Here is a 19,096-nt window from a genome sequence, read left to right on the forward strand (position 1 = left end):
GATGGTTCCAAAGGTCAAGGCTATAGCATCGGACCTAAAAGTGGAGCCCACTTTCGGGATCTATCCGATGCTTTCTTTTAACGAGCGCATCGCGCGAAAACCGGGTCCAACTTTCCGCGCGATGCGCTGGGGAGTGCCGCGTCATAAGAGCCGGCACAAGCCGTTACGCGCGGTTGTCAAAGGCTCAATGAAAAAGCCTGGCGGTGATCGACCGCCAGGCTTCTTTTTTCCGTCACGCTGCTGAGAAGAACAGCAGAGCCTTCAAACTTTAGTTCGGGGTCGTCGTGGTGTTGGCAGCACCCTTGCGGACACCGTGGAGCAGGTCGTAGGCAGCGAGCAGCTGCTTGTCCTTGGCCGGATCCGGCGGAACGTAAGCGGAGGAACCGCCGCGCTCTTCCTTCTCGCCACCATTCTGGAGGTGACCGCGAAGACCGGCTTCGCCCTTGGTCTCGTCCTTGCCCTTCAGCTCCTCAGGCACATCCTGCAGCACCTCGACATCCGGATCGATGCCCTTGGCCTGGATCGAGCGGCCGGACGGCGTGTAGTAGCGCGCCGTCGTCAGGCGAACGGCGCCGTTGCCGCCGAGTGGGATGATGGTCTGTACCGAGCCCTTGCCGAAGGAGCGGGTACCGAGCACCGTCGCGCGCTTGTGGTCCTGGAGAGCACCGGCCACGATCTCGGACGCGGAAGCCGAGCCGCCGTTCACGAGCACGACGAGAGGCTTGCCCTTTGCCAGATCGCCTGCCTTGGCGCTGAAGCGCTGCGTGTCCTCGGCATTGCGGCTGCGGGTCGAGACGATCTCGCCGCGATCGAGGAAGGCATCTGACACCATGATGGCCTGATCGAGCAGACCACCCGGATTGTTGCGCAGGTCGATGACGAAGCCCGCCACCTTGTCGGCGCCGATATCCTGGGTGAGCTTCTCGATGCCCGAGCGCAGGCCCTCATAAGTCTGCTCGTTGAACTGCGTGACGCGCAGAACACCGATATCGCCCTCGACGCGAGCACGCACCGGGCGAACCTTGATGGTCTCACGGGTGAGCTTCACTTCGATCGGATCCTTGGCTTCCTTGCGCTGGATCTTCAGCGTGACCGAGGAATTGACCGGGCCACGCATCTTGTCGACAGCCTGATTCAGGTTGAGACCCTGAACGGGCTCGTTGTCGATATGCGTGATGACGTCATTCGCCAGAACGCCGGCGCGGGAAGCAGGCGTATCGTCGATCGGCGTCACCACCTTCACGAGGCCTTCTTCCATGGTGACCTCGATGCCGAGACCGCCGAACTCACCGCGGGTCTGAACCTGCATATCGCGGAAGCTCTTGGAATCCATGAAGCTCGAATGCGGATCGAGCGAGGTCAGCATGCCGTTGATGGCCGACTCGATGAGCTTCGCTTCTTCAGGCTTTTCAACATAATCCGTGCGGACCTTTTCGAAGACGTCTCCGAAAAGGCTCAGCTGTCGGTACGTATCGGCCGAGGCGGCAACCGCACCCGAGGACATCAGGCTCGTCTGCGACACCATGGTCGCGCTGCCTGCGCCGATAGCCACACCGAGAATCAATAGGGAGAGTTTGCGCATTATCCGCGAACCTTTTCGCTTTGCGATTTCGCCCACCAGGGACCTGGGTCGATCGAACCGCCGTCTTTCCTGAACTCAACATAGAGGACGGGATTGTTCTTTTCTATGGCACCGCCGGTCAAACTCATGAGAGGAGCATCCCCCATGGTTGCGACTGGCTCACCTGCGAGCACGAATTGCCCGACATCGACGTTGATTTGGTCCATACCGGCCAGAAGAACATAATATCCCCCGCCCGCATTGATGATCAAGAGACGACCGTAGGATCGGAAGGGCCCCGCGAAGGCCACCCAGCCGTCCGCCGGTGATACAACAGCCGCCTTCGGACGGGTCGTGATCGAAATGCCGCGCGTCGTTCCGCCGTAGCCGTCTGCCGCGCCGAAATCCAGCGCAATTTCACCGCTGACCGGCTTGGGCAGCAGGCCCTTGGCCTCGGAGAACGGAATTTTCGGCGCAAGCCTCGCCGGATCGCGGAAGGCTGCCTGGGCGAAACGCTCCTTGGCCTCGCGCTCCTGCGCCTCCGCGGCCTTGCGCGCCTCCTCGGCGGCCCTCTGGGCACCTGCGATCTCCGTCTCCATCCGGTCGATCAACTCTTTGAGAGTGCCGGCTTGGCGGGCGAGTTCCGCCGCCTTGTCCCGCTCGGCCCCCATGCTGCGCTCCACCTCAACCATGCGGCTTTGGCGGGCGGCCATGAGAGCCGTCAGGCGCTGCTGCTCGCCGTTGAGAGCGCCGAGTTCGGTGTTGAGGGTGGACCGGTCTGTGGCGATAGCCTCCTTCAGACGCACCAGCTCGGCAAGATCGGAGGCCAGAATCTCGGCCTCGACCCGAAGTTCCGGGAGCACCGCCCCGAGCATGATGGAAGCCCGCACCGCCTCGAGCATGTCCTCCGGCCGCACCAGGACGGCGGGCGGCGGGCGGCGTCCCATGCGCTGGAGGGAGGCCAGAACCTCGACGATCACGCCCCGGCGGCTCTCCAGCGAGCGGCGGATCGCCGTTTCCGATGCGGTAAGGGTCTGAAGCCGCTGCTCCAGGCCACGAATGCGGTCCTCCGTGTCCCGGACCCGACCGGCGGTCTCGATCAACGTGGCATTGAGCTTCGCCCGGTCCGTCCTGATCTCGTTGATTTCCGCCTGGAGGCGCTTTTGGGCCTCGGCGTTCGCAGCCATCGCATCCTCCAGAACCTTGAGGTCGTTCTGGCGCTTCTGCTTCTCCTCCAACGTTTCCGGCGCAACCAGGGACGTCCCGGCCGCAGGCGCAGGCGCCTGCTGGGCCTGCACGGGACCCAGGGCGGACACAGCCAGCAATAATGTGGCAAGACCCAAGGCCCTGCGGGGGAGAACGGTTCGGGAACGGATCATTCGTCAGGAATCATCGTGACCGGCGCGATGATAAGGGTGCCCGGCAATGATTGTCAGCGCCCTATAAAGCTGCTCGGCCACGAGCGCCCGGACGATCTGGTGCGGCATAGTGAGCGCACCGAAGGAAACCACCAGTTCAGCCCGCTGGCGGATCTTGGGATCGAGCCCGTCAGGCCCGCCGATGACGCAGGCCACACCAGAGCGGCCCTCGTCGCGCCATTGCCTGATTCGCTCGGCGAAAGCTTCGCTGGAGGGGCTCTTGCCGCGCTCGTCGAAGACGATCAGCACGGAGGATCCGGCCTTTTCCAGAAGCGCAGCCGCCTCTTCCGCGCGGCGGTCGTCATCCCGGCGCGCTCGGCTCTCCGGCAGCTCGACAATGTCGAGCCCGGCCAGACCCAAGGCCCGGCCCATGCCTTCGACCCTCTGCCTGTATCGCTCGACCAGCTCCCGTTCGGGGCCGCTCTTGAGACGGCCCACGGCCAGCAAGCTCAGTCGCAACGGTGCAGGCCTTCTCTAGCTCGCGCGATCCTGAGGACGATCGGCGCCCCACATCTTCTCGAGGTTGTAGAAGCCACGCACCTCGGGACGGAAAATGTGAACGAGAATGTCGCCAGCGTCGATCAGCACCCAATCGCAGGCAGGCAGGCCTTCCACGCGCGGAGTGCCGAACCCCTTGTCCTTGAGGTCCTTGACCAGACGGTCGGCAATCGCGCCCACGTGACGGTGGGAACGGCCCGATGTGACGATCATGGTGTCTGCAAGCGAGGTCTTACCGGCCAGGTCGATCTCGACCGTGTTTTCGGCCTTCATGTCCTCGATGGAAGCCAGGGCGACGGCCCGGATATCCTCATCCTGCGGAGCAGTCGCTCCGGAGAGAGGGGGAAGCGTGTTCGTGTCCGCTTCGACAGAGTTCAGTCGGTTCAGGTTCAAGCCCTTTCTAAGCAGCGCTCATAGGATGGCGCCGACCCTTAAGATAAGATCGAACGCCCCCATTTTTCAACGTCCCCCGGAAGGAGAAGTTCGCCCCACCCTCCGGAGCATGGTGGAGGAAAGGTGCGAGCGCGGCCCGTGCAGGAAGACCCAGGCGGGCGGCTCGAGGCCTGCCAGAGCCGGTGCCCTGCCCTCGTCGATTCGGCCTGCCGAGAGGGCAACGGCAGTACGGGAGCGCGTCGCCTTCAGGGTCCAGCCGGGGCGGTCGATGATGGCCATCGGCATCATACGGGCGATGCGCCGCCAGCCGCGCCAGCGATGGAATCCCGCGAGATTGTCGGCCCCCATGACCCACACGAAATGCACACCCGGGAAACGCCGCTTGAGATAGCTAAGCGTATCGATGGTGTAGCGCGCGCCGATCTCCCCCTCGAAAGCCGTCACATCGATGCGCGGATCGTCAGCCATCTCCTTTGCCTGCCTCACGCGCATGGCGGTGGAGGCAAGCTCTCCCGTATCCTTCAAAGGATTGCCGGGCGTCACGATCCACCAGAGGCGATCGAGCTGCAGGCGCTTGAGCGCCATCAGGCTCACATGCCGGTGCCCCGCATGGGCGGGATTGAAGGAGCCGCCATAAAGCCCGATGCGCATGCCGGGTGCAGCCAGCGGCAGGCGAGCAAGACCCGACGGCCTGATTCGGAAACGGGAGGGGGGAGAACTCACGGACGCGTCTGACCCGAACCGCGGATACGATATTTGAACGAGGTCAGCTGCTCCACGCCCACGGGACCGCGCGCATGCATGCGGCCCGTGGCGATGCCGATCTCGGCGCCGAATCCGAACTCGCCGCCATCGGCGAACTGCGTTGAGGCATTGTGGAGCACGATGGCGGAATCCACCTCCGCCAGGAAGCGCTCCGCAGCTGCCGGATCATCCGTCACGATGGAATCGGTGTGATGCGAGCCGTAGGTCTCGACATGTGCGATGGCTTCATCCACACCGTCAACGACGCGCACGGAGATGATTGCATCGAGGTATTCGGTGCGCCAATCCTCTTCCGTCGCAGCCGTCACGCGTGGATCGATGGTTTGCGTGGTATCATCACCCCGCACGGCGCAATCTGAATCGAGCAGCATCGACACGAGCGGCTTGAGATGCGTTGGAGCGCAGGCGCGGTCCACGAGCAGCGTCTCCGCTGAACCGCATACGCCGGTGCGGCGCATCTTGGCATTCAGCACGATCTTCTTGGCCATCTCGAGATCGGCCTTCTCGTGCACGAATACATGGCAGATGCCTTCAAGATGCGCGAAGACAGGCACGCGCGCCTCTTCCTGCACGCGCCCCACGAGGCTTTTGCCGCCTCGAGGCACGATGACATCGATATTGCCATTGAGACCCGAGAGCATCGCGCCCACTGCCGCACGATCTCGCGTCGGCACCAGGCAAATGGCATCGGCAGGCAAGCCTGCCTTCTCCAAGCCCTCGCTCATCGCCTCGGCAATGGCCAGCGCGGAACGGAAGCTCTCAGAGCCCGTACGCAGGATTGCGGCATTGCCGGCTTTCAGACAAAGCGCACCCGCATCCGCCGTGACATTCGGGCGGCTCTCGAAGATCACGCCGATCACGCCCAGCGGTGTCGCCACGCGCTCGATCTGCAATCCATTGGGACGCTCGAACTTCGCGAGCACGCGTCCAACCGGATCAGGTAAAGCGGCAACGCTTTCCACCGCAGCGGCGATGGCTTCCAAGCGTTCAGGATTCAAGGTGAGGCGGTCGATGAAGGCAGAGGTCTGCCCTTTGGCTTTTGCTTCGGCGAGATCCTCGGCATTCGCCGCAAGAATGGCTGATGCGCGCCCCCTGATGCTGGCAGCCATGGCGCACAAGCCGGTGTTCTTCTGCTCGTCCGAAGCCAGAGCGACGCGCCGGGCGGCTTCACGGGCGCGGCGGCCCAGATCGGCCATGAGAGTCGGAACGTCCGGATTCCCAACCGAAGCCGCACCTGACGCGTTGAGGTGTTCAGCGAGCGAATTTGCGCTCGAGGCTTGAGTGTCATCCATGTCCAAGTCCCAACCCTCTGATCTTCAGAGGGAAACCTACCATCCGCGATCCATAGCACGCCGGACCGCCCCGGGGCCAAGCTATTCCATACGGCCCGATGCGCCACACCCCGAGATCCGGGTGGGAACCTCAGGCTGGCATTATCGATCCTGGCACGGACCTTTCTACCCGAAAGACTTAAAGATCAAGGATTTCCTGTCCTACTACGTCGGGCAATTCGATACGGCGGAGATCAACAATTCCTTCTACCGGCTGCCGACCGAACCGGCCGTCAAAGCATGGCGGGAGAGCGTGCCCGACGGTTTTCTCTTCGCCTGGAAAGCCTCACGCTTCATCACGCATATGAAAAAGCTCAAGGACATTGAGGAGAGCATCGATCTCGTGTTCGGCCGGATGGAGGGCCTGGGCGACACCTTCGGGCCCGTCCTGTTCCAGCTTCCGCCGATGCTCAAGGCCAATGACGAGACGCGTGAGCGGGTGGCGCAATGCCTGTCGCTCGTGCCATCCAATCGGCGCATCGCTTTCGAGTTCCGCCATCCGAGCTGGTACGAGGAAACGACTTTTCGCATCTTGCGCGACCACAACGCAGCGCTCTGCCTGTCCGATCACGCCGATGCGCCCGCGCCATGGGTGGTCACAGCCGATTTCGTCTATGTGCGAGGTCACGGCACCAATGGACGCTATTCCGGAAGCTACAGCGAAGCGACGCTGCAGAACTGGGCCCACCAGATCGCAGAGTGGCGGCAGAACGGGCGTGATGTTTACGTCTATTTCGACAATGACATCAAAAGCGCCGCGCCCGGCGACGCTCAAACTTTGCTCAAAGCCCTGAGGGATGATCAGTCGCTCAGCGCCATGTCGTCCCGGTGAACCATCTCGGTGCGTCCGACATAGCCGAGGATCGTCTCGATCTCACGGCTCGGACGACCGATGATGCGCGCGGCTTCATCCGCATCGTAAGCCACAAGGCCACACCCGAGAACGCGATTCTCGTCGCGGATCGTTACCGCATCGCCGCGATGAAACGTCCCTTCGATGCGACGCACGCCGACAGGCAGGAGACTCGCACCGCCCTTGAGGGCACGCGCAGCGCCCTCATCGACAACCAGCGTGCCGCGCGGCTCGAGCGCCCCGGCGATCCAGGTCTTGCGCGCGGTCACTGGATTCGATGGCGTGAGGAACCACGTGCAGCGTCCGCCCTCAGCCACGCGCTTCAGTGGATTCTTTGCGCGGCCATCGGCGATGATCATGTGCGTCCCGCCGGAGGTCGCGATCTTGCCGGCTTCGATCTTCGTGCGCATGCCGCCGCGCGAGAGTTCGGAAGCAGCGCCTCCCGCCATCGCCTCGATGGCAGGCGTGATGCGCTCGACCACCGGAATATGCTGAGCGTTTGGATCGGACGCAGGCGGCGCGGTGTAGAGCCCGTCGATATCGGAGAACAGCACCAGGAGATCCGCACCGATCATGGTGGCGACGCGCGCGGCCAGACGATCATTGTCGCCGTAGCGGATTTCGGAGGTCGCCACCGTGTCGTTCTCGTTGATCACAGGCACGGCGCGCATGTCGAGCAGCTTCAGCGTGGTTGCACGCGCGTTGAGATAGCGCCGCCGCTCCTCCGTATCGGAGGGCGTCACCAGAATCTGGCCCGCCGTGATGCCATGATGGGCGAGCACCTCCGACCAGGTACGCGCGAGCGCGATCTGACCGACGGCGGCAGCCGCCTGGCTCTCCTCCAGTTTCAAGGGGCCGGACGGGAGACCCAGAACCGTACGCCCCATGGCGATGGCGCCAGAGGAGACGACGAGAACATCAGCACCCTTCGCATGGAGATCGGTAATGTCCTCGGCAAGTGCCGCAAGCCACGCATGGTTCAAACGCCCGCGTGCGCGATCGACGAGAAGCGCGGAGCCGACTTTCAGAACGACGCGGCGAAACTGGCTGAGTTGCGGACTCACGGATGCCACTCTTCCTGGGTCTCGACGGTTTCCTGCTCCTCGGCCTTCGCCTCGTCGATTACGTCAAGCAGAGATTGCAGAACCTCCTGCACGCCCTGACCCGATGCGGAGGAGACCACGAGAGGCGTGCGCTTGCAGGCCTTCTTCAGCTTCTTGAGCTGCTCCTTCAGCGTCTCTTCATCGAGCGCATCGGCCTTCGAGAGAGCCACGATCTCAGGCTTGTCGGCAAGCCCATGGCCATAGGCCTCGATCTCGTGGCGCACGGTCTTGTAGGCCTCGCCCGCATCCTCGCTCGTCCCTTCGACGAGATGCAGCAGCACGCGGCAACGCTCCACGTGGCTCAGGAAGCGATCGCCGAGGCCGACGCCTTCCGACGCGCCTTCGATGAGCCCCGGAATGTCGGCCAGCACGAACTCGCGACCATGGATGCGCACGACGCCGAGACCCGGATGGAGCGTCGTAAATGGGTAATCCGCGATCTTGGGCTTTGCCGAGGAGACGGTGGCGAGGAATGTCGACTTTCCTGCATTCGGCAACCCCACCAGGCCCGCATCCGCGATCAGCTTCAGGCGCAGGATGATCGTGCGCTCGATGCCCTCCTGTCCCGGATTGGCCCGGCGCGGCGCGCGATTGGTGGAGGTGGTGAAATAGGCATTGCCGAAACCGCCATTGCCGCCTTTGGCGAGCAGCACCTTCTGGCCCACATGGGTCATGTCGGCGATGACCGTCTCGCCATCCTCCTCCAGGATCTCCGTGCCGGCCGGGACTTTCAGCACCACATCGGCGCCCTTGGCGCCGGCGCGGTTCTTGCCCATGCCGTGACCACCGGTCTTGGCTTTGAAATGCTGCTGATAGCGATAGTCGATGAGGGTGTTCAGCCCCTCCACGCATTTGGCCCATACGTCGCCGCCGCGGCCGCCATCGCCGCCGTCCGGCCCGCCGAACTCGATGAACTTTTCACGGCGGAACGACACGGCGCCGGCGCCGCCATTGCCGGAGCGAATATAGATCTTGGCTTGGTCGAGAAATTTCATAACCCGTATCCTTTAGGGGACAACATGGTCGCGGGCAACGCGTACAAAAGAGAAGCGCTCCCGAATGGTTTCCGGGAGCGCCTCAGGATTTTATGGCCCCTGCTTAGCTCGCGAGCGAGATGGAGCGGTCCATCTCGACCTCGACCGAGGCAGGCTCGGGGATGAAACCCGTATGGCCCCAGGCCTTCAGGCTCTCCCAGGTCCGCCGGTCGAGGCGGAAATGGTCGACCGGATAGAGGCCGCACCGGGCGGGCAGCTCCGTGAGCCCCGCGCCCTGATAGGCGAAGCCGCACTTCTCCAGCACGCGCCGGGAGGCCGGGTTGATCACCCGGGCGCAGGCCGTGATCTGGTCCCCCTCGCCAAAGGCGAAGAAAGCATCGATCAACGCGCGGGCCGCTTCCGTGGCATAGCCCTGGCCCCATGAGGGCATACCGAGCCAATAGCCGAGGTTGGGCTTGCCCGTCTCGGGGTCAGGGCCGACGCCCACCATGCCGATGAGGCTGTTGGGCTTGCCCTTGGGGGTGATCGCCAGCTGCAGGCCCTCGCCGTTCGCATTGGACCGCCGGGCCTGGAAGATGAACCTTTCGGCCTGTTCCGGGTGGTACGGATGCGGAATTCGGGCCGTCATGTCCGCGACAGCTTTCTCACCGGCAAGGCGTACGACGGCTTGTGCATCCGCAAGGCGAGGCCAACGCAGCCACAGGCGGCGGGTCTCGAGACGGAAAACATCGTCACGGGTGAGGTCGGGAAACATGCTCTTGCTCCGATCCGAATGGGCCTCCTTGGCCCGGAAAACACGAAGGGGAGGTGGACATCCCACCTCCCCTGTTGGTTCTCGGATCTGAGCTTGGCTTTTTGGGCCTGTTTGGAGCTTTAGATCCGCCGGGTCGGTGTGATGCCGGCGGGAGCTCCTTCGTTTTGCTCTCGCCGTTTACTCTGCGGCCTCTTGGGCCGGAATGACCGATACGAATGCTCGGCCCTGACGCGTAAGGAATCGGACGCGACCGTCAGCCGTAGCAAAGAGCGTGTGATCTTTGCCCATGCCAACGTTGGCGCCCGCATGCCATTTCGTGCCGCGCTGACGAATGATGATGTTGCCGGCGACAACCTGTTGATCGCCGAACTTCTTGACGCCGAGACGACGGCCTTCGGAGTCGCGACCGTTGCGAGACGAACCGCCTGCTTTTTTGTGAGCCATAGGTTTACTCCCGTGTTCTGTGTCAGTTGCCGACGCTTATTCAGCGGTGGCCGGCGCAGCGTCTTCCGCCGCAGCCTTGGTGGTCTTCTTAGCGGCCGCCTTCTTGGGCTTCGCGCCACCGGAGAGGATCTCGGTGATCCGCACCACGGTGTAGTCCTGGCGATGCCCGCGCTTGCGGCGCGAATTCTGCCGACGGCGCTTCTTGAAGGAGATGACCTTCTCGCCGCGGGTGTGCTCCACCACCTCGCCGGCCACGGTCACGCCCTCGACGAGGGGGGCGCCCACCTGGGTCGTGCCGTCGTTGGTGACCATGAGAACCTGGTCGAACGTGACGGCGGTGCCCGGCTCGCCCGCGAGCGTGGCGACGGTGATGACGTCGTTGGCGGCAACGCGATACTGCTTGCCGCCGGTCTTGATCACTGCGAACATCTTGATCCTCGTGTTCAAACCCAAATCTCAACGAGGCTTTCGGCCCGCAGGATTGGCTTTTTGGCAGTTTCCGGCTTCGTTTCACGGCCGCTTGGCACAGCCGCATGGATACGAGCAGGCACTCGTACCCGCTCATAGAGGACGCTTACCTACGGGTTGCCCCGAGCTTTGTCAACCAAAAAGGCCGCAAAAACATCCTTCAAGGTGCTTGAAGAGCCATCAAGCCCATGATATCCACCCGGCCTCAACCAGCGGGCCCCGAGGCCTTCGCACCCCGGAGAGGTGGCAGAGTGGTTGAATGCACCGCACTCGAAATGCGGCATACGGGCAACCGTATCGGGAGTTCGAATCTCCCCCTCTCCGCCAAATCCCTAGTTCGGGCAGTAACTTGTCTGTCCCATTTAGCCCCTACCCTCCCTACAACCCTCCTTCCCTAATTTGGTTTGAGGCTATTCATTCCTGAGGGTTGATTCACACCGCGTACGTGGGCGGCCTGACAATGGACTGTTTTGTTCGCCCTACGGTCTAAATTCGCCGAGGTGCGAAAAAACTCTGCTTATCTCCGCATTAAGGACGCTCAACGTACTTCGGTCTTGTACCAAAAGCGACGTTCTGGGTTCGTCTCCGGCTTCTCTCGCTCCGCACAAAGGCTCGCCGTGACTGGTCGGCGCGGCGAGGTAAACAGTTATTGGGTCTGGCTCACCGCCATCTCAGCCGGGAACATCGTCTGGATGCTTGGCTTCCCTGCGAAGTTCACACCTCTTTCTAGATCTCTTGCCCGTGTGGCATCCCGCCCTCAGCCGTGTCGCCTGGGGACACCGCCCGATCTCGAAAGGGGTAGTGGATCTCGAGTTGACAAGCTTGGCCTTGTTTCCTATTTGTTCCAATATGACCCGGGTAGCCGCACATATCGCCGACATCGGATTGCGCCTCCCGCGCCACGGCGAAGTGTATGCCGGAGCGGGTCAACAGAAAGAATGCCGGACGAGCAGGAGCTTTCACCCGCAGGCCTCATCACCCGGCCAACAGAACCCATGTCGCTCTTCCGCTATCTCAGCGACGACGCGTTCCTGATCTTCTCGCGCAAGCACCGCTACCTCTACGAGGCGGCGCTGCTTGAGGTGCACGAGCGCTTCTTCTCGTCCGGTGCAGTCTTCCCTACCCCGCAGGAGGTCACGCACGCCATCTACGACCTCGTCGCGCGCCGGCCCGAGCTGCTTCTCGACGGCGAGGATCCCGGCGAGGGCCTTCCCGAGGTTGTCTCGAAGGGCCGCCGCAGACTGAGGTTTGCCGGGAACGGCGGCGAGACGGGCGACCGGGTCCTCAGGGCGGCCAACCAAGTCTACCAGGGGCTGGTCCGAACAGGCTGGCTTGAGGAGGAAGAGTACGGCCTCAAGGTCACGGTCGACATGCCGATGGGCGCGTTGCTCGTCGTGCAGCGGCTCTCGAGCCTCAAGTCCGACGTCTCGCAGCGGTTCGGCGGCTTGGTCGTCCACATCAAGACCAGCCTCGAACTCGTGGAGAGGCTGTCCGCGATGAGGAATTCTGAGAGGGAGAGATCGACGGCCGTCCATGCGCTTCGCGAGGCGAGGGTGCAGGCCGACCAGTTCGTGAAGACTCTGCGCGCAATCCTCTCCGACCTGAAGCGCATCCGGAAGTCGCTGATGGAGTCGCAGGACTTGCGTCAGAAGATGGACACCTACTTCGAGGAATTCATAGGCGAGTTGATCCTAAAGGACTTCCAGGCAATCCTCACCTTCAACCATCCCTATCGTTTCCGAGATCAGATCGTCTCGACAGCGCGCCGAATAGCCTACACCGAGGACGTGCTTGCCATCGTCGTGGACGGCTACGTGGAGATCGGGGTCTCGTCCAACCTGCAGGCCGCCCGGGACGAAGCGGTGAGCGATCTTCTCTCGATCGAGGGTACGTTCGAGACCGTCGGCGACATGTTCGAGCGTATCGCGCAGTTCCGCCGCGCTCTCGAGTCGAGGTTGAGGAACACTGTCAAGTATGCGGAGCAGGGCGAGCGCGGTTTCGCCTCCCGCGCACGCGACCTCGTTACCCGCATGGAGTCGCTGCTGCTTGCTAGTCCCGACCGCTACGCGCGCGCTACCGTGCCCGTCACGATCGAACCCGTCGCCACGCCTTGGTCGGAACGACAGCTCGCGCCGCAGCGCCAAGCCCGGCAGCCGATTGAGGCCAAGCCGCTCGCGAAGCGCCCCCACGATCCCATCTATGAATTCCGCAAGCGCATGCGGGCCGACTACCTCGAGCGCGTCTCGCCGTCCCCGGAGCGCGTGAAGTGCTTTCTCGAGCGGGTCACGCTGCCCTACCACACGACCGAGGCCCGGTTCATCGAGATCCAAACCGTCGACGACTTCCTGGCCTTTGATGCCGCACGGCGTTACGCGCTGACGAAGGAGGTCCCTCCCCTCCTCTCCTGCGAATTCGAGTTCGAGTACCTGCCTGGTTCCGAGCCACACGACAGCGAGTGGCTCCGGTGCAGCAACTTCGTGGTCCGCCATCGCGGCGACCGCCAGAGTAAGAGGGACTGAGATGCTGAGTGAGTTCGAGCAGGTCGAGGCAACCTTCGGTGCCGAGAAGGCGACCGATCTCCGCAAGGCCTGCCGCTATCTCCTGCGAAACCAGTTCGCGTATTCCGGGGACCGCGGCGCGGCCACAGTCTACAACACGCTCACCGACGCCCGCTTCCGCCGCGTTGCCGACGAGCTGTTTGACAGCCTTGGATACCGGGTCCACCGCAATGCCGAGGAGCAATGGGTCGGTATTCTCCTCGATGACGACGATCCCTCGTCAGTGCCGAGGCTGAAGCTGGACGAGACCATTGTAGTGCTGGTCCTCGGCAGCCACTGGCAGGAGGAAGCCGACCTCGGCAATCTTCTCGACCGGGCGACGGCGCTCACCACGGTCAACGTCCTGCACGAACGTTATCGGGATTTGGTTCAAGCGGCGGGCAAGCCTGCGATCCCGGCCGCGCGGTTCCTCGACCTGTTGCGGGAGGCCGAGGCCCGGAAACTAATCGCGATCGGGGATCTCGATCGCGACGCCCAGGACCGTGAGGTCGAGATCCGGCCGATGATCAAGCTCGTGAGCGGCTCCGACGCCCTGAACCGCCTCGAGAGCTACGTAAAGGCCGAGGAGGCGTTGGTGCGCAGGCCATCGGGCGCCGCCCTGATGGCCGCCCTTTCCTCTGATACGGATACCGGCCACGAGGAGGATGCGTGATGGAGCTGCGACGTCTCACGATGGTGAACTGGCACCTCTTCGATGCGGAGGACATTGAGGTCTGGGGCAACTTCGGGATCCTCGGCGAGAACCGCTCGGGCAAGTCGACTATCCTCGACATGGTGCAGGTCGTACTCTCCGGGGCGAGCCGCACCTACTTGCGCCTGAACGCCGTCGCGGGTGAGAGTGGCAGGGGGCGCTCCTCCTCGAAGCGCTCGGTGCTCGGCTACTGCCTCGGCACCCTGGGCGACGGCGAGACCCGCCGTCAGGAGGCCCTGACCTACGTTGCGCTCGGCTTCGAGGACCCGGACGGGATTAGGCCGCCAATCACGATCGGCCTGGCCCTGGAGGCCCGCAGCACGGACACCTCGGAGACGGTGCTCGGACGCTTCGTCGTGACTGGGAAGCTCCTGACCACGACCGACTTCACGGAGCAACGGCCGGATGGCCGTTACACGGCGGCATGGGACGATGTGAAGGCCCGCATCGTCGCCGACGTCGGTGCCGCCAACTTCATCAACCACCGCGAGAAGGCGACCGACTTCGTCCGGGAGTACATGCGGCGGCTCGTGCCCAGCCTCCCGAACGCGGAGCAGAGTGCGGCCGCACTGCTGAAGGCGGTTGTGAACGCCATGTCGCTGAACCAGGGGTACTCGGCGACTGAGTTCGTCCGCCGTTTCATCCTCGAGGACAACCCGATCCGGATCGGCGAGCTGCGCAGCTCAATCGAGACCTACCGTGGGGTGAGCGCGACCATCGTCACGATGCGCCGGAAGCTTGAAGCGCTGAAAGGGCTGCGGGAGCACATCACGACCTTTGCGGAGACCCTCGACCGGAGGGCCCTCGAGGATTGGCTAGCGCGGAGGGCGCGGTGGCTCGCGGCGCGCGCCGCCAACCGGGCCGTCCGCGAGGAGATCGCGGCGGCGAGGTGGCACATCGAGGCCGAGCGGGAGGATAAGGATCTTGCTCTTGAGGGCATCCGGGAGGCCGACCAGGAGATCCAGCGCTTGATGAGCGCCATCGCGATGCATGCTGCGAAATCGGGCCGGGATCAGTGGGAGCAGAACCTGAAGCACATCGACGATCAGAGCGCGATGGCGCATGCGGACATCCGCAGGCGTCTTCAGTTAGCGACCGCCCTAGTGCCACTCACTCGGGTCGTCCCCGAGGGGGATATCTTGGGGGCGTTTTGCGATGCGGCAGCCGCAGCGGTCCCGAATTCTGATCAGCGCAAGCTCCGCGAGGCCGAACGCGCCGTCCGGGAGGTCGCTCCGGCCATTCTGGGAAGGATCGAGGCGCTCCGCCGGCAAATCTCCGCGGAGATCGTCACGCTGGATAAGGAAGTCACCGAGCTACGACAGGCGCTTGAGCAGGCCCGCGAACGGGGTTCGGCCGCCTATCTCGGTAACGAGACTAGGCTCCTGATGCGCAGGCTCGAGAGCTCAGGAATGGATGCGCGACCCCTCTGCGATCTTGTCGAGATCATCGATCCCGAATGGGTGGCGGCCGCCGAGGCCCTGCTCGGGCGCGATCGTGAGGCGATCTTCGTCGAGCGCCGTCATATCAGGGATGCCACGGCGGTCTTCCGGGAGGGTCGCCGCGAATACCGGGGCGCCTCCCTGGTCAGCCTGAACAAGCTCGAGGAGTTCCGCGAGGTCCCCAAGCCTGGCACGTTCCCGTCACTGTTCAGGACGCAGGACCCAGATGCCATGGCGTTCCTCCAGCGGCGCTACGGCAATGTGCGCCTCGCCAGGACGCTCGACGAGTTCAATCTACCGGGCCGCGCCCTCATGCAGGACGGCCTCTACGACGACGGACTCGTCCGCAGCCACCGAGTCATCGAAGCGAGAGACCACAAAATCGGGAAGGCGGCGCAGGCGGATCGGTTCCGCCACATGCAAGATGCTTTCACCGAAAAGGCGGAGAGGCTGTCGAAACTCCGGCAGGAAGAGAAGGTCCTCGATCGTGCCATGGGTGCCTTAGCGGACGTAACGCAGCACGAAGATGGGACTTGGCTCTCGGACATGCTCGTCAGGATTTATGGTTGGACGCAGGAAAGGATCGGCGTCGTCGAGAGGATCGATGCCATCGATGCCCAAGGCGATGGTGGGCTGAGGGAGCGCCTTAAGGTGCAGCAGGACTTCCTGAGGCGCAAGAAGGCACAGTTGGAGGCCATCCAGGACCGCACCAGGGAATACGAGGTTGCGATCCTGAGCGGCGAGCGAACCCTGAAGGCTGCGGAATCCACCGACGGATCCGAGATGAACCTGAAGCTCGCTCAGAAGCTCTACGGGGAAGAGCGCAAGCTGTTTGCCTATTGCCAAGGCGCGGCCGCATACCGCGAACGGATGGTAGCGGCGCGGAAGCGGAATGCACATGCCGTCCTTCCGCCCGCCGAGTACGCCCGGCAGGCGGCATCCGTTCACCGAAAGGTGGCGTACGAAGCCGCCGAGGCATCCGAACGGGTGCGGGATCTAAATCATAGGGCCGAACTAGCGGCCCGGGGAGCCCTGCGCGATTACTTCAACGAGTTCGGCGTAAGCGGCCAAGTCGGCCCCGAGAGTTCGTTGCTCAAGGAGGTGAAGCCCTGGATGGACCTCCTCATTGAAGACATTGAGGGCAACGAGCTCCGCCGCTACGAGGATAGAGCCCGCGAGGCAGCCGAGCGGGCCTCGACCCTGTTCCGCGGCGAATTCGTGAATGCCCTGAACATGCGCGTGTCGAAGATGGAAAGGGATCTCGAGGCGCTGAATCGGAGCCTTCGTGACCACCCCTTCCACAACGAGCGATACTCGTTCCATCGGACTGCCGAAGCCGAGTTCCACCCAGTCCTGAAGGTCATCGAGATCAGCCGAATCTCGGACGATGCCCTGGACATGCTGTTCAGGGCCGACGTACCCGACGACTTTCCGCACAAGGATACGATCAAGGCGGTCGAACAGTTGCTGGAGGATCCAGACAAGGACTTCTCGTCCTTCGAGGATTACCGGAACTTCTACGCCTTCGAGATCCACATGGAAGACATCCACACAAAAGCCCGGACCCGCTGGGAGACGCGCCGGGGCACAGGCTCGGGTGCGGAGCAGCAGGTTCCCCTCTATGTGGCCATTGGGGCGTCCCTCGCCGCCGTCTACGGTAGCGGAGGGAACGCTAGGGGACGCCCGAAGGGGATGTCGCCGGCGCTGTTCGACGAGGCCTTCTCGAAGATGGACGGCAAGAACCAGCGCGCAATGATGGCCTTCTACGAGGATCTCGGGCTCCAGGTGGTTGTTGCGGCCCCGCTCGAGAAGAAGGCCGCGATCATGGGCTACATGGAAACCCTCGTGGAGGTGGACCGCATCGGGGAGCAGTCGACCACGGACGTCATCCATGTCGGCCGACGGGCCCGCGAGGAGATCCTCGCCATGAATCCCGAGCACCTGACCGACGAGCAGATCGCCGGCCTGATAGCGGCGGAATAGGCCGTGGCCCGCAAGTTCACCGACGCAGCGGCACTGCTCCACGACCTGCTCGACCGACGGGAGGGCGGAACCGAGGCCCCGTTCGCCTATCCGGACCATACGGCGTTCCCGACCGTGATCGCAGCCGACGCGTTCATGAAGGCCATTGCCGCTGCCGAGCGTGCGGGCTGTGTGGCCCTTGTCTATGGGACTGGGCGGAGGCGTGACGAGCTCAAGCTGGTCAGGCTGACCGATGCAGATGCCCTGTATGCGCACCTTGGACGCGAACCGTCCCACGAGATGGCGGACCGCGCACGGTCGGAAATGCTCAAAGACCTCGATGTTCATCCGGCGGTCCGCGACGCGGCTCTCGCAGCGCCGGATGCGTGGTCTCGCAAGCGGACCTGGTGCAATCTCGGGCCTGATGACGTGCAGGCGGTGCGGACGGCCGTCGTGCTCGCGCAGGCGATCGTGGACGGACGCCATCTCGGGCTCGACTACCGGACCTTCTCGCGCAAGACGACCGGGAACAGCAAGGCGCTCGAGAGGTTGGAAGCCGCAGTCCTTAGGCTCGTCGGGGCGGCCATCGACCTTCCCGCGGCGGCGAGCCCGAGGGCCGCGCTGGCCACCCTGGGGCTAGAACGGTTCGGCCCACCGCTACTCCTTGCCGGTGCGCTCACCCTCAATGGCATCCCAATCCCGCTGTCGTTGCCATATCTCGGTGTGCCACCGGGAGAAATCGGGCGGGTCGGGTTCAAGCAAACACCATCCTATGTCCTCACGATCGAGAACTTCGCGAGCTTCAACCGACACGTTCTTGAGGCCGACCATGACCGGACAGGGCTGACCATCTATGTCGGGGGCTATCCCTCCCTCGCGACCCAGCGCGCACTCAATGCCGTCGCAGCGGCACTTCCCGGCGAGGTCCCGTTTCTCCACTGGTCCGATATCGATCCCGACGGAACCTGGATCTTCAGAACTATCGAGCGTGCCACCGGTCGGCCACTTCGGCCCCACCTCATGTGCCGAGAACTTGCTGAGGCCTATGGCGAAGAGCCATCCCGCGCCTCGCAGTTGCGCGTCGGTGAGGCTGCAGGATCGATGATCTCCGATCTGGTGGACTATCTAGCCGGGCCGGACGCCAAGGTGATGGAACAGGAAGAGGTCGATCCAATGCTTCCTAATTCTGAAGACCATCGGAATTCCGTTGCTAAGTCGGACACTTCTGAGGACGTGGCTTTGCTCTGATTCATCGCAAGGCGTTCTGCTGCGTTGGGGCCCCTACCTGTCACGAACGAAGCGGGTATCGCGGGCGCGACACGTTCCTAGATATAGGAATAGATTTTTGGTGTATCTATTAATGCTCGCTTTTAACGGGTATGCTCCTTGCGTTTCAGCGCACGCCTCGCCCCAGCGTAGATGGTCGCCGGTCGGTACGTTGCAGTGTGAACGGTCTCGTCAGAATACTTTTTGGTTCTTGAGATTTAAGCGAGCCTAACCCTGCCCTCCCTTCTCCCGAAGGCTTTGAATAAGGGATAAGTTGGAAGCGGCGAAAGCGGCTACGTAATAATCCGGCGTTTTCAAAGATTTACAGCCTCGGACGTGAAAAGTGGACTTGCACTTTTGGGACCCATCCGATGCTTTCTCCTACAATGAGAGCATCGTTCAGGCGACCCGAAGGGCCGTGCTAGAGCATCGGACTAAAAATTAGATTCCTGGGCTTCTGCGCGGGACGGAGCTGTGATTCACTTTCTCGGACGGGAGGTGGATCATGACCCAGAGCTATTCTCTCGATCTGCGGGTGCGCGTGGTGGCGGTTGTGGAAGCCGGCCACTCCTGCCGGGCGGCGGCACGCCATTTTGG

At 63.2% G+C, this 19,096-nt stretch carries 16 protein-coding genes and 1 tRNA gene; 6 read left to right on the top strand and 11 right to left on the bottom strand.

Annotated elements, in window-relative coordinates; all coding sequences use genetic code 11:
- Nucleotides 1-268 precede the first annotated feature (268 nt).
- From DC522_RS21610 to DC522_RS21635, 6 genes are all read right to left on the bottom strand, one after another.
- Complete coding sequence (locus DC522_RS21610; protein WP_116530697.1) at nt 269-1,582, bottom strand: S41 family peptidase; 1,314 nt, start codon at nt 1,580-1,582, stop codon at nt 269-271.
- Entirely contained in the window at nt 1,582-2,940 is a 1,359-nt protein-coding gene (locus DC522_RS21615; RefSeq protein WP_116530698.1) for a murein hydrolase activator EnvC, read from the bottom strand. The genes DC522_RS21610 and DC522_RS21615 overlap by 1 nt, the downstream gene beginning before the upstream one ends.
- Nucleotides 2,941-2,943: 3 nt before the next feature.
- Nucleotides 2,944-3,438: a 23S rRNA (pseudouridine(1915)-N(3))-methyltransferase RlmH gene (rlmH, locus tag DC522_RS21620; protein ID WP_116530699.1), complete on the bottom strand. Its 495-nt coding sequence runs from the start codon at nt 3,436-3,438 to the stop codon at nt 2,944-2,946.
- A 15-nt stretch (nt 3,439-3,453) separates the two neighbouring features.
- The gene (gene rsfS, locus DC522_RS21625; RefSeq protein ID WP_244470453.1) at nt 3,454-3,783 is read right to left on the bottom strand and encodes a ribosome silencing factor; all 330 of its coding nucleotides are present in this window, start codon (nt 3,781-3,783) and stop codon (nt 3,454-3,456) included.
- Between the two features lie 153 nt (nt 3,784-3,936).
- Complete coding sequence (locus DC522_RS21630; protein ID WP_116530701.1) at nt 3,937-4,593, bottom strand: nicotinate-nucleotide adenylyltransferase; 657 nt, start codon at nt 4,591-4,593, stop codon at nt 3,937-3,939.
- Entirely contained in the window at nt 4,590-5,831 is a 1,242-nt protein-coding gene (locus DC522_RS21635) for a glutamate-5-semialdehyde dehydrogenase (RefSeq protein ID WP_245444415.1), read from the bottom strand. The genes DC522_RS21630 and DC522_RS21635 overlap by 4 nt, the downstream gene beginning before the upstream one ends.
- A 94-nt stretch (nt 5,832-5,925) precedes the next feature.
- On the opposite strand from DC522_RS21635, the gene DC522_RS21640 reads away from it, so the two are divergent.
- Nucleotides 5,926-6,798, top strand: coding sequence for a DUF72 domain-containing protein (locus DC522_RS21640; protein WP_116530703.1), 873 nt, complete (start codon nt 5,926-5,928; stop codon nt 6,796-6,798).
- On the opposite strand, the gene proB is transcribed toward DC522_RS21640, so the two are convergent.
- The 5 genes from proB to rplU form a co-directional block, all read right to left on the bottom strand.
- Complete coding sequence (gene proB, locus DC522_RS21645; protein ID WP_116530709.1) at nt 6,768-7,883, bottom strand: glutamate 5-kinase; 1,116 nt, start codon at nt 7,881-7,883, stop codon at nt 6,768-6,770. The genes DC522_RS21640 and proB overlap by 31 nt on opposite strands.
- On the bottom strand, nt 7,880-8,917 hold the full coding sequence (gene obgE / locus DC522_RS21650; protein WP_116530704.1) for a GTPase ObgE: 1,038 nt from the start codon (nt 8,915-8,917) through the stop codon (nt 7,880-7,882). Before obgE ends, proB begins: the two co-directional genes overlap by 4 nt.
- Before the next feature lie 103 nt (nt 8,918-9,020).
- Nucleotides 9,021-9,671 carry a GNAT family N-acetyltransferase gene (locus tag DC522_RS21655; protein WP_116530705.1) on the bottom strand — a complete coding sequence of 217 codons (651 nt, stop codon included), beginning with the start codon at nt 9,669-9,671 and terminating at the stop codon, nt 9,021-9,023.
- A gap of 177 nt (nt 9,672-9,848) precedes the next feature.
- Nucleotides 9,849-10,115 carry a 50S ribosomal protein L27 gene (rpmA, locus tag DC522_RS21660; protein ID WP_047191304.1) on the bottom strand — a complete coding sequence of 89 codons (267 nt, stop codon included), beginning with the start codon at nt 10,113-10,115 and terminating at the stop codon, nt 9,849-9,851.
- A 36-nt stretch (nt 10,116-10,151) separates the two neighbouring features.
- Nucleotides 10,152-10,544 (bottom strand): 50S ribosomal protein L21, encoded by a 393-nt coding sequence (gene rplU, locus DC522_RS21665; protein ID WP_116530710.1) that lies wholly within the window; start codon nt 10,542-10,544, stop codon nt 10,152-10,154.
- Nucleotides 10,545-10,820: 276 nt separating this feature from the next.
- Here rplU and DC522_RS21670 point away from each other — a divergent pair.
- The 5 genes from DC522_RS21670 to DC522_RS21690 all read left to right on the top strand — a co-directional run bounded on the left by DC522_RS21670 (nt 10,821) and on the right by DC522_RS21690 (nt 18,481).
- Nucleotides 10,821-10,910, top strand: a tRNA-Ser gene (locus tag DC522_RS21670).
- Between the two features lie 611 nt (nt 10,911-11,521).
- The gene (locus DC522_RS21675; RefSeq protein WP_245444407.1) at nt 11,522-13,102 is read left to right on the top strand and encodes a Wadjet anti-phage system protein JetA family protein; all 1,581 of its coding nucleotides are present in this window, start codon (nt 11,522-11,524) and stop codon (nt 13,100-13,102) included.
- Nucleotide 13,103: 1 nt separating this feature from the next.
- Entirely contained in the window at nt 13,104-13,793 is a 690-nt protein-coding gene (locus tag DC522_RS21680; protein WP_116530706.1) for a DUF4194 domain-containing protein, read from the top strand.
- Nucleotides 13,793-17,254 carry an SbcC/MukB-like Walker B domain-containing protein gene (locus DC522_RS21685; protein ID WP_245444409.1) on the top strand — a complete coding sequence of 1,154 codons (3,462 nt, stop codon included), beginning with the start codon at nt 13,793-13,795 and terminating at the stop codon, nt 17,252-17,254. The genes DC522_RS21680 and DC522_RS21685 overlap by 1 nt, the downstream gene beginning before the upstream one ends.
- 3 nt (nt 17,255-17,257) lie before the next feature.
- Complete coding sequence (locus DC522_RS21690) at nt 17,258-18,481, top strand: Wadjet anti-phage system protein JetD domain-containing protein (RefSeq protein ID WP_116530708.1); 1,224 nt, start codon at nt 17,258-17,260, stop codon at nt 18,479-18,481.
- The last annotated feature ends 615 nt before the right edge of the window (nt 18,482-19,096 follow it).

This window comes from Microvirga sp. KLBC 81 (genome assembly GCF_003075415.1).
Classification (GTDB): domain Bacteria; phylum Pseudomonadota; class Alphaproteobacteria; order Rhizobiales; family Beijerinckiaceae; genus Microvirga.

Coding starts and splice junctions, on each gene's coding strand:
- DC522_RS21655 (WP_116530705.1), bottom strand. CDS start 9,671: ATGTTTCCCGACCTCACCCGTGACGATGTTTTCCGTCTCGAGACCCGC.
- rpmA (WP_047191304.1), bottom strand. CDS start 10,115: ATGGCTCACAAAAAAGCAGGCGGTTCGTCTCGCAACGGTCGCGACTCC.
- DC522_RS21610 (WP_116530697.1), bottom strand. CDS start 1,582: ATGCGCAAACTCTCCCTATTGATTCTCGGTGTGGCTATCGGCGCAGGC.
- DC522_RS21635 (WP_245444415.1), bottom strand. CDS start 5,831: ATGGCCGATCTGGGCCGCCGCGCCCGTGAAGCCGCCCGGCGCGTCGCT.
- DC522_RS21640 (WP_116530703.1), top strand. CDS start 5,926: ATGTCCAAGTCCCAACCCTCTGATCTTCAGAGGGAAACCTACCATCCG.
- DC522_RS21675 (WP_245444407.1), top strand. CDS start 11,522: ATGCCGGACGAGCAGGAGCTTTCACCCGCAGGCCTCATCACCCGGCCA.
- obgE (WP_116530704.1), bottom strand. CDS start 8,917: ATGAAATTTCTCGACCAAGCCAAGATCTATATTCGCTCCGGCAATGGC.
- DC522_RS21680 (WP_116530706.1), top strand. CDS start 13,104: ATGCTGAGTGAGTTCGAGCAGGTCGAGGCAACCTTCGGTGCCGAGAAG.
- DC522_RS21615 (WP_116530698.1), bottom strand. CDS start 2,940: ATGATCCGTTCCCGAACCGTTCTCCCCCGCAGGGCCTTGGGTCTTGCC.
- DC522_RS21685 (WP_245444409.1), top strand. CDS start 13,793: ATGGAGCTGCGACGTCTCACGATGGTGAACTGGCACCTCTTCGATGCG.
- rplU (WP_116530710.1), bottom strand. CDS start 10,544: ATGTTCGCAGTGATCAAGACCGGCGGCAAGCAGTATCGCGTTGCCGCC.